Origin of the sequence: Nonomuraea sp. NPDC059194 (assembly GCF_042754765.1) — a bacterium.
GTDB lineage: Bacteria > Actinomycetota > Actinomycetes > Streptosporangiales > Streptosporangiaceae > Nonomuraea.
The window spans coordinates 1-9079 of the sequence record NZ_JBHZBH010000086.1 but is presented as its reverse complement, the minus strand read 5'-3'; the positions used below and the strand labels follow the sequence as shown (position 1 = coordinate 9079).

The following is a 9079-nucleotide window of genomic DNA, read 5'->3' as shown; positions in this document are numbered from 1 at the left end:
CTCGCGTACCTGGGGGTCAGGGATCGGTAGATCCTGTTCGCTTGCTCCCACGAAGGGATGACTCCTTCCCCACCCTCAGCACAGAGTTTCATGTCCGTTTGTTACCTATGTCTATTTTGACAGGGAGGGGTGCGGGTCGGGGGGTGTGTGGGACGGGGCGGGATGGGGGTCGGCGTTGGCGGGGTGGTGGCGGGTGTGGGTGTGACGGTGACGGTTCGGACGACGGTGCCGCTGCTGTTGGCGACGTGGAGTTGTTGGGGGGTGGCGGGTGTGGTGATCTTGGGTGGTTCGTGGGGAGGTGTCGACATCGGGGGTGTCACTTCCTGACGGTGGCGGCTTTTTCGGCCGCGATGTAGATGTCGGCTGAGCGGAACATCTTGCCGCTGTCCTCGGTGAGTACTTTGCCGAGGATGCCGGCGCTGTCGCGCCAGGTGTTGGAGATGTTGTTGAAGCGGCTGACGAAGAGGAGGCCGACGATGGGGATGCCGGCGAGGGGGGCGAGGTTGGCGCCTTCGAAGATGGGGGTGTGTTCTTTGAGCTGGTGGACGCCTGTGGCGGAGGCGTCCATGGTGTGGCCGAATTTGTAGATGTAGCCGGCTTGGATGTCGTAGCCGTTGGCGGGGCGGTCGGGGTCTTTGGGGGTTGGGTGGGTGCGGGGGGCTGTGGCCGGCTGGGCGTTGTGGGCGCTGAGCAGGGTGGGTGGTAGGCAGGTCGGTGGGGGGCATGGGGGTGTGTGGGGGCAGGGGCTTGTGAGGGGTGGCGAGGCGTGGGTGCGCTCGGGGTTATCGGTCGGCACGCGGTTTTTCTACCTCATGAAGATCAACCGTTTTAGGCCATTTGGGGATTGGAACGCATGATTTCACCGTGGCTTAACGTTGGCGTCGGACGCGTGACGTTCACGGGCCACGCGCCGGTCATGGTGGGGCCGGTGGCGCTTCTCCCCTGCTGGGCGGCGTCACCGTAGGTGGGCGGTGGTAGGCGCGTTCGCCCCTCTCCCCCGCCAGGTGGCGTTGCTGGTGGCGGCCCCGGCCCCGGCCCCGTGGTGATGGCGGGCTTGGTCGGGCGCCGGTACCACGGTCGAGCCCCGTCGGATGGCGTCGCAGCCGCGGGCTCCTCTCCCTGACGGATGGCGTTACGGCGGGCGGGGGTGGCGGGCCCGGCTCCTCTCCCCTGTCGGGCGCGTCAGTGTGTGTGAACGGTGGTGCGCGCGCCCCCAGCCGGTTCGGGAGGCGTCACCGCTCCTCTCCCCCGCCGGGTGGCGTCACTGCGGGTGGGGGCTGTGTTGCGGTTCGGTGTGCCAGTAGTCGCGGGTCTCTACGGCCAGGCCGTCGGGGTCGAATCGGGCGAAGACGCATCCGGCCAGGACGACGGGCTGCTTGCCGTCGAGGGCGTGGACGCGGAACTCGATGGCGGCGCGGTCGCCGTCGACGAGGGGTGGCTGGAAGGTGACGGTGATGGGTGTCTCGCCGTCGAAGGACCAGCGGATGTAGTCGAGGATGGCGGCCTTGCCGTGGTGGGGTGGGCGGAAGGGCATGCTGGTGTGGACGGCGTGCTCGGCGTAGAGGGTTGCCAGGGCATCGAGGTCGTGGTGGGTCCAGCCGTGCTGCCAGGTGTCGGCGAAGCGCTGGGCGGCGGTGCGGGTGTCCATGGTGGTGATTTAATCGGTTGCGGTTTTGTCGGTGCCGTTGGCTAGTGTTCCGGCTCGTGGCTGCTCTTCAACCTCTCATCTACGCGCGCGGGCTGGTCAAGCGGTTCGGTGAGTTCACCGCGGTGGACGGCATCGATCTAGAGGTGGCGCCTGGCGAGGCGTTCGGGTTCCTGGGTCCCAACGGGGCCGGTAAGTCGTCGACGATGCGGATGGTCTCGTGTGTGTCGATGCCGTCGGCGGGCGAGTTGCGGATCTTGGGGATGGATCCGGTGCGGGAGGGGCCGGCGATCAGGGCGCGGCTGGGTGTGTGCCCGCAGTTGGACAATCTGGATCCTGATCTGACGGTGCGGGAGAACCTGACGACGTATGCCCGGTATTTCGGGTTGTCGAGGGCGCAGGCGCGGGAGCGGGCCGAGGAGATGCTCGAGTTCGCGCAGTTGACGGAGAAGGCGTCCAGCAAGGTGGAGCCGCTGTCGGGTGGGATGAAGCGGCGGTTGACGATCGCGCGGGCGATGGTGAACGACCCGGATCTGGTGTTGCTGGATGAGCCGACGACGGGGCTGGATCCGCAGGCTCGGCATCTGCTGTGGGAGCGGTTGTTCCGGCTGAAGCAGCGTGGGGTGACGTTGGTGTTGACGACGCACTACATGGACGAGGCCGAGCAGTTGTGCGATCGGCTGGTGGTGATGGACGGCGGGCGGATCGTGGCCGAGGGGTCGCCGCGGTCGCTGATCGAGACGTATTCGTCGGCCGAGGTGGTGGAGTTGCGGTTCGGGTCGGAGCCGCTGGAGGGGTTCGTGGAGCGGTTGTCGGGGGTGGGTGATCGGGTGGATGTGCTGCTGCCTGATCGGATCCTGCTGTATGCCAAGGACGGCGACGAGGCGGTCTCGGAGGTGCATCGCAGGCTGTTGGCGCCTTCGAGTGTGCTGGTGCGGCGTTCGTCGCTGGAGGATGTGTTCCTGCACCTGACCGGCCGGACGTTGGTGGACTGATGGCGCATCCGACGGTGGCGGTGCTGGAGCGGCACCTGACGTTGTACAAGCGGTTGTGGCGGGCGTCGGTGTTCTCGTCGTTCCTGCTGCCGTTGCTGTTCCTGGTGAGCATCGGGCTGGGGGTCGGTGGTTACGTGGGCACGGTGGAGGGCGTGCCGTACGTGGAGTGGATCGTGCCGGGGGTGCTGGCTTCGACGGCGTTCCAGATGGCGGTGGGTGAGTGCACCTACAGCGTGCTGAGCGAGTTCAAGTGGACGCGGGGCGCGCACGCGATGTTCGCGACGCGGGTGTCGGCGTGGGACATGGTGCGCGGCTGGATGCTGTACGTGGTGTTCCGGGTGGAGGTCGCCGCGGTGGTGTTCCTGGCGGTGGTGGCCGGGTTCGGGGTGCTGTCGTCGGTGTGGTCGGTGGCGACGGTGCTGGTGGTGGCGTTGCTGGCGGTGGCGGTGGCGGCGCCTGTGTCGGCGTTCGCGGCGTCGATCGATCATGACAGTTACTTCGCGTTGCTGTTTCGGTTCGTGATGATCCCTTCGACGTTGTTCGCCGGGGTGTTCTTTCCTGTGGGGCAGTTGCCTGAGCTGGTGCGGCCGTTGGCGTATGCGTCGCCGTTGTGGCATGGGGTGGAGTTGTGCAGGGCGGCGACGTTGGGGGCCGCTCCCCCGTGGCCGGTGTGGGTGCATGTGGGGTATCTGCTGGTGTTCGGTGTGGCGGGCTCGTGGTGGGCCGCCTATGCCTTCCGTAAGCGACTTCAGGACTGATGATGGTGACCTTGATGGTGGCCCGGCAGGTGTCGGCGGGCCGGGTGGGTGCGGTGGTAGGCCGCAATCTGGGGGCGTTGCGCAGCGGGGCTTCGTACTGGCTGGTGCTGGTGTCGGGGTTCTTCGAGCCGTTGTTGTATCTGTTGTCGATCGGGATCGGCGTGGGTGCGCTGGTGGGGCGGATACCGCTGGGTGATGGGCGGGTGGTGTCGTATGCGGTGTTCGTCGCTCCGGCGATGTTGGCGGCTTCGGCGATGAACGGGGCGCTGGCGGAGACGACGTTCAACTTCTTTTTCAAGATGAAGTACGCCAAGACGTTCGAGGCGATTTTGGCGACGCCGGTGCGGCCGATCGAGGTGGCGCTGGGTGAGCTGACGTGGGCGATGGTGCGCAGTTCGTTCTATACGGCGGCGTTCTTGCTGGTGATGGCTGTGATGGGGTTGGCCGAGCCGTGGTGGGCGTTGGCGGCGTTTCCGGCGACGATGCTGGTGGGGTTGGCGTTCGGGGCGGCGGGGATGGCGGTGTCGACGTTCTTGCGGGGGTGGCAGGATTTCGATCTGCTGACGGCGGCGCAGTTCTCGTTGTTCCTGTTTTCGGGGACGTTCGCGCCGGTGGGTGGTTATCCGCCGGTGTTGGCTGCGGTGGTGCAGGTGACGCCGCTGTATCAGGCGGTGGAGTTGGTGCGGGGTTTGGCGCTGGGCCGGCTGGAGTGGGCGCTGGCGGGGCATGCGCTGTATTTGGCGGTGTTGTGCGGGTTGGGGTTGTGGGTGGCCTCGCGGCGGATTCAGCGGGTGTTGTGTTCGTGAACGGCGGTCGCTGAGCTGGTGGGGAGCGGGCCGTACAGGTGGGGGAAGGTTTCGTCGCTTCCTTCGGGGGTTTCGTAGCGGATGTCGAGGCCGGTGGGGTCGATCTCCAGCAGGAGCAGGGGTTGGGTGACGTCGGCGTAGAAGCGGTCGGTGACGGCTTGGGCTTGGCGGTGGTCGTGGCTGAGGTGGATGAAGCCTTCTTGTTCGAGGGTGCGGCCGCGGGTGGAGATGCGGTATTCGCCGGTGTGCTGGGCGTGGTGCCAGTCGGTGGCGTAGGCGATGTGCAGGACGCTCATGTGAGGGCTTCCAGGGCGAGGTCGACGTCGTGTTCGGTGGTGTAGAGGTGGAAGCTGGCGCGTAGTTTTCCGGCGCGTACGGCCATGCGGACGCCTGCTTTTTCGAGGCGTTGCGGGGTGTCGGGGTGGGTGGTGTCGAGGCTGACGATGGCGCTGTCGGCTGGTGGTTGGCCGAGGCCGGTGCGGAAGCGGTTGGCCAGGGCGAGGTTGTGTCGGCGGATGTCGTGGATGTCGAGTTGGTTGAGTAGGTCGAGGGTGGGGGCGGCGGCGACGTAGGAGAACCAGGCCGGTGACAGGTCGTAGGCGCGGGCGTCGGGGTGGGTGGTGAGCGGCATGCCGTACATGTTGGTGCCGGAGTACCAGTTGGCGGCGGTGGGTGTCATGCGGTCGCGCAGGCGGGGTGACAGGTAGCCGAAGGCGGCGCCGCGGGGGCACATCAGCCATTTGTAGGCGGCGCAGACGAGGGCGTCGAGGCCGTTGGTGGTGATGGGTAGCCAGCCGCAGGCTTGGCTGGCGTCGGCGATGACGAGGGTGTCGTGGGCGCGGGCGGCTTGGATGATGTCGTCGAGGGCGGCGAGTTGGCCGGTGGCTGACTGCACGAGGCTGAAGGCGACGGCGGTGGTGTCGGGGGTGATGGCGTCGGCGAGGCGGTCGGGTGGGGCGGTTTCGACGTGGGCGGCGACGGCCCAGGGGTAGACGTTGCTGGTGAATTCGATGTCGGGGATCAGGACGCGGGCGTCTTTTGGCAGGGCGGTGGCGATCTGGGAGATGATCTGGGAGGCGGTGGAGCTGATGGTGATGTCGGCGGTGGGTGCGCCGATGAGGGTGGCGAAGGCGGCGCGTGAGTGGGTGACCTGTTCGTCCCAGGCCTGCCAGTCGGTGCTGCCGTGGCGCCATTGGGTGAGTGCGGTGTGGAGCTGGTCGTAGGCGGGGGTGGGTGGTAGGCCGTAGCTGGCGGTGTTGAGCCAGCCCGGGGTGGGTTGCCAGAGTTTGCGGGCGGCGTCGAGGTGCATGCCGGTCAGCTTAGGCAGGCGGGAAAATGTGTCGCTTTCGCGGGGTGTGCTTCCTACACTGCGGGGATGCTCAAGCCTTCGTTTCCGATCGTGACCGATCGGCTGGTGTTGCGGCCTTTCCGTCCTGATGATCTGCAGGTTGTTCATGCGTGGGAGCGGCTGCCTGAGGTGGCGCGGTTCTTGTACTGGGAGCCGCGTGATCTGGAGGCTTCGCGTGAGGTGCTGGGCCAGCGGGTGACGCGGGTGGCGCTGCTGGAGGAGGGCGATGTTCTCGATCTTGCTGTCACGTTGCGGGAGACGGGCCAGGTGATCGGGCAGGTGCTGCTGATCTGGACGAGTCGTCAGCACCAGCAGGGTGAGATCGGGTACGTGTTGCATCCTGACTTCCACGGCAAGGGGTATGCGCCGGAGGCGAGCAGGCAGATGTTGCGGCTGGGGTTCGAGGAGTTGGGGCTGCATCGGATCGTGGGCCGGTTGGACGGCCGGAACACGGCGTCGGCTCGGGTGCTGGAGAAGCTGGGGATGCGCCGGGAGGCTCATTTGGTGGAGAACGAGCTGGTCAAGGGCGAGTGGAGCGATGAGGTCGTGTACGCGATGCTCGGCTCGGAGTGGGCTGGCTTGTCGCGGGAGCGGTGAGGCGGCCTGGGTGAAGGGCGGACCTGGCCAACCGGCGCCCGTCCAGCGCCGAGGAGCTCGCCGACCGTTGCCGCGCCGCCGGGCTGGTGCTGGAGCGCCCGGTCACGCCGCAGGATCTGGACCGCACGCTGGCCGCGCTGCGGGCGTGGGAGCAGGTCGTCGACGCCTGCGACGAGCGTGAGCGGGCCGAGCTGGTCAACCGGATGCTGGCGGCGGCCGCGGCCTACCCGCGGCTGACCGACCATGCCGGCGACGGCTGGCATCTGCACTATCGAGCCGAGCGGCAGCCGCTCGGCTCGGTGTTGTTGTCTTTGATCTCGGTTGGTACGGCGCTGCACCTGGCGGGGCGGGGCATGCACCGGCTGCGGCGGTGCGCCGTGACCGGGTGCGCCGTGATCTTCGCCGACACCTCACGCACCGGGCGGCAGCGCTACTGCTCCCAGCGGTGCGCCAACCGCGACGCGGTACGGCGGCACCGGGCGCGAGCCGGGTGCGCTGTTGGTGAACCCGCCTGAGGGGCTCGTGTTCGCCGTGCTTGGGTGTCGGGATGGAGATCCTGGTTCTGGGTGGAACAGCATGGGTGGGCCGGCAGGTGTCGCGGCAGGCGATCGAGCGCGGGCATCGGGTGACGTGTCTTGCGCGCGGCCACAGCGGAGACGTCGCGCAGGGAGCGAGGCTGGTGGCCGCCGACCGGCGTGATCCTTCGGCGTACGAACCGCTGCTCGACCGCGAGTGGGATGCGGTCATCGAGGTGTCGTGGCAGCCGGGCTTCGTTCGTGAGGCGCTCGCCGCGCTGGGCGGAACGGCCATGCATTGGACGTATGTGTCGTCCGTCAGCGCCTACGCCTGCCATGACACGCTGGACGCCGACGAGTCGGCGGCCCTGCTCGCCCCGACCGACCGCAGCGAGGTCGGCCGTGAGGTGTACGGCGAGGCGAAGGCCGCCTGTGAGCAGGCGTCGAAGGCCGTCGTGGGTGAGCGTCTGCTCATCGCGCGCGCCGGACTCATCGGCGGGCCGGGCGATCACACTGGGCGCTCCGGCTACTGGGTGGCCCGTGCCGCACGCGACCGGCAGGGGCCGATGCTGGTTCCCGATGCGCCGGCGATGCCGACGCAGACGGTCGACGTGCGGGATCTGGCCGCCTGGCTGCTCGACGCCGCTGAGAAGGGGACCGTCGGCACGTACGACGCCGTGGGTCCGGTCGTTGCGTTCGGAGAGTGGATCGAGCTGTGCCGCGCTGTCGGCGGGCACGCCGGTTCGGTGGTCACCGCCGACTCGGCTTGGCTGCTCGCGAGCGGCGTGGCCGAGTACATGGGGGCCGAGTCGCTGCCGATGTGGCTGGTCGAGCCGGGCTGGGAGGCGATGTCGGCCCGCAACGGGTCGGCGGCGCGCGCGGCGGGGCTGCGTCATCGGCCCCGGGCCGAGCTGCTGGCCGACACGCTGCTGTGGGAACGCGAGCAGGGCCTGGACCGGGTACGACGTTCCGGTCTGAGCGCCCGGCGTGAGCGGGAGTTGCTCGACGCTCTCGGCTGACTCGTTTTCTGCGCTGATGGGGGCGGCATGGGCGACGCCCGACTCCCCCGCTCCACCGGCTGGGACGTGGCCCGGCTCATGTCGGTATCGGGCAGTGCGACAATGGCGGCCATGTCTCAGGCAACGCTGGGAACCAGCCGTATCCTGCTCGTCCCGCTGTCCGACGAGCACCTCGAGCACGAGATCGAACTCGACTCCGATCCCGAGGTGATGCGTTATCTGGGCCGGGCGCGTACCCGTGAGGAGGTCGAGGACTACCATCGTCGTCGGCTCGCCGCTGCCGGCCGTGTTGCGGGGCTCGGGTTCTGGGCTGGTTTCGTCGACGGCGAGTTCGTCGGCTGGTGGATCCTGGAACCCCCGGCGCGCGCCGACCAAGGCCCGGTGGAGGGGCAGGCCGAGCTTGGGTACCGGCTCCTGCGTCGGCACTGGCGCAAGGGCTTGGCCAGCGAGGGAGCTCGTGAGCTGGTGCGGCACGGGTTTGCAGACCTTGGGCTGAGGCGCATCTTCGCCGAGACGATGGCGGTCAACGCCGGCTCCCGTGCGACGATGGCGGCGGTCGGCATGCAACACATTCGGACGTTCCACATGGAGTGGGATGAACCGCTTCCCGGCAGTGAGCTCGGGGAGGTCGAGTACGCGATCTCACGGTCGCAATGGCTGGCCCGCCAAGCGAGCCGGAGCGCTTGAGCACTCGGATCCGCACGACCAGCCCGGGCGGCGCTGCAGGACGGGGTCCCGGGTAGCACTACTACGCCGGCCACGACGAGCTGGTCGGCGCGGTGACCGCCGGCTTCTTCCGCGAGCTGGCCGCCGCGATGGAGCAGGCCCGCGACGCCCGCGCCGACGCGCCGGTCGGCGAGCGGATGCTGGCGGTCTGCCGCGCCATGCGCGCCTGGGCGATCACCCATCCGGCCGAGTTCGGCTGGATCTTCGCCTCCCCCATCGCCCCGCCCAACCGGCAGCCGGACTCGGTACGCCACCAGGCGGCGCTGCGTTTCGAGCAGGTCCTTTTCGAGCTGACGGTCGAGGTATGGCGGACGCGGCCGTTTCCGGTGCCCGACCTGGCCGATCTGCCCGGGTCGCTGCGCGAGCAGCTGGCCGCCTACTCGGCCGCCATCGACGGACGGCTGCCCCTGAGGCCGCGCACGTGTTCCTGACGTGCTGGATCCGGCTGTACGGCCTGCTGTGCATGGAAGTGCTGCACCAGCTGGACTTCGCCTACAGCGACCTGGAGCCCGTCTTCGAGGAATGCCTGCGCGATCTGGCCGGCATGCTCGCCCTGGACTACTCCGGCGGACCGGCCGCCTAGATGAATGAGTCCAAGGGGTCTGGTCAAGTTCAGTGGTCGTAGGGGATCAGAGACCGTTTGATCGGCTGGCCGGTCTTGTCGTTGTGC

13 protein-coding genes are annotated in these 9079 nt (G+C 68.4%); 9 read left to right on the top strand and 4 right to left on the bottom strand.

All coding sequences use genetic code 11. The features are described from left to right. Window positions 1-316: 316 nt before the first annotated feature. The gene (locus ACFXJ8_RS43565) at window positions 317-568 is read right to left on the bottom strand and encodes a hypothetical protein (RefSeq protein WP_379651395.1); all 252 of its coding nucleotides are present in this window, start codon (window positions 566-568) and stop codon (window positions 317-319) included. A 693-nt stretch (window positions 569-1261) separates the two neighbouring features. After that, window positions 1262-1648 carry a nuclear transport factor 2 family protein gene (locus tag ACFXJ8_RS43560; protein ID WP_379651394.1) on the bottom strand — a complete coding sequence of 129 codons (387 nt, stop codon included), beginning with the start codon at window positions 1646-1648 and terminating at the stop codon, window positions 1262-1264. A gap of 56 nt (window positions 1649-1704) precedes the next feature. Here ACFXJ8_RS43560 and ACFXJ8_RS43555 point away from each other — a divergent pair, with 56 nt between their 5' ends. The 3 genes from ACFXJ8_RS43555 to ACFXJ8_RS43545 are packed head-to-tail and all read left to right on the top strand — an operon-like array spanning window position 1705 to window position 4204. After that, window positions 1705-2640 carry an ABC transporter ATP-binding protein gene (locus ACFXJ8_RS43555; protein ID WP_379651392.1) on the top strand — a complete coding sequence of 312 codons (936 nt, stop codon included), beginning with the start codon at window positions 1705-1707 and terminating at the stop codon, window positions 2638-2640. After that, complete coding sequence (locus ACFXJ8_RS43550; protein ID WP_379651390.1) at window positions 2640-3398, top strand: ABC transporter permease; 759 nt, start codon at window positions 2640-2642, stop codon at window positions 3396-3398. Before ACFXJ8_RS43555 ends, ACFXJ8_RS43550 begins: the two co-directional genes overlap by 1 nt. Continuing rightward, the gene (locus tag ACFXJ8_RS43545) at window positions 3398-4204 is read left to right on the top strand and encodes an ABC transporter permease (RefSeq protein WP_379651388.1); all 807 of its coding nucleotides are present in this window, start codon (window positions 3398-3400) and stop codon (window positions 4202-4204) included. The genes ACFXJ8_RS43550 and ACFXJ8_RS43545 overlap by 1 nt, the downstream gene beginning before the upstream one ends. On the opposite strand, the gene ACFXJ8_RS43540 is transcribed toward ACFXJ8_RS43545, so the two are convergent. Both ACFXJ8_RS43540 and ACFXJ8_RS43535 read right to left on the bottom strand, forming a co-directional pair. Next, window positions 4183-4500 carry a DUF952 domain-containing protein gene (locus ACFXJ8_RS43540; protein WP_379651386.1) on the bottom strand — a complete coding sequence of 106 codons (318 nt, stop codon included), beginning with the start codon at window positions 4498-4500 and terminating at the stop codon, window positions 4183-4185. The two genes, ACFXJ8_RS43545 and ACFXJ8_RS43540, sit on opposite strands and share 22 nt — an antisense overlap. After that, window positions 4497-5513, bottom strand: coding sequence for an aminotransferase class V-fold PLP-dependent enzyme (locus tag ACFXJ8_RS43535; RefSeq protein ID WP_379651384.1), 1017 nt, complete (start codon window positions 5511-5513; stop codon window positions 4497-4499). The genes ACFXJ8_RS43540 and ACFXJ8_RS43535 overlap by 4 nt, the downstream gene beginning before the upstream one ends. Window positions 5514-5579: 66 nt before the next feature. Between ACFXJ8_RS43535 and ACFXJ8_RS43530 the strand changes: the two genes are divergently transcribed. The 6 genes from ACFXJ8_RS43530 to ACFXJ8_RS43505 all read left to right on the top strand — a co-directional run bounded on the left by ACFXJ8_RS43530 (window position 5580) and on the right by ACFXJ8_RS43505 (window position 8992). Further along, the gene (locus ACFXJ8_RS43530) at window positions 5580-6149 is read left to right on the top strand and encodes a GNAT family N-acetyltransferase (protein WP_379651382.1); all 570 of its coding nucleotides are present in this window, start codon (window positions 5580-5582) and stop codon (window positions 6147-6149) included. Window positions 6150-6172: 23 nt separating this feature from the next. Next, entirely contained in the window at window positions 6173-6664 is a 492-nt protein-coding gene (locus ACFXJ8_RS43525) for a CGNR zinc finger domain-containing protein (protein ID WP_379651397.1), read from the top strand. Between the two features lie 32 nt (window positions 6665-6696). Beyond that, window positions 6697-7683: an NAD-dependent epimerase/dehydratase family protein gene (locus tag ACFXJ8_RS43520; RefSeq protein WP_379651380.1), complete on the top strand. Its 987-nt coding sequence runs from the start codon at window positions 6697-6699 to the stop codon at window positions 7681-7683. 27 nt (window positions 7684-7710) lie between these two features. Continuing rightward, a complete protein-coding gene (locus ACFXJ8_RS43515; protein WP_379651378.1) occupies window positions 7711-8370 on the top strand; it encodes a GNAT family N-acetyltransferase in 660 nt (219 codons plus the stop codon). Window positions 8371-8462: 92 nt separating this feature from the next. Further along, complete coding sequence (locus ACFXJ8_RS43510) at window positions 8463-8840, top strand: TetR-like C-terminal domain-containing protein (RefSeq protein WP_379651376.1); 378 nt, start codon at window positions 8463-8465, stop codon at window positions 8838-8840. Beyond that, complete coding sequence (locus ACFXJ8_RS43505; RefSeq protein WP_379651375.1) at window positions 8831-8992, top strand: hypothetical protein; 162 nt, start codon at window positions 8831-8833, stop codon at window positions 8990-8992. Before ACFXJ8_RS43510 ends, ACFXJ8_RS43505 begins: the two co-directional genes overlap by 10 nt. The last annotated feature ends 87 nt before the right edge of the window (window positions 8993-9079 follow it).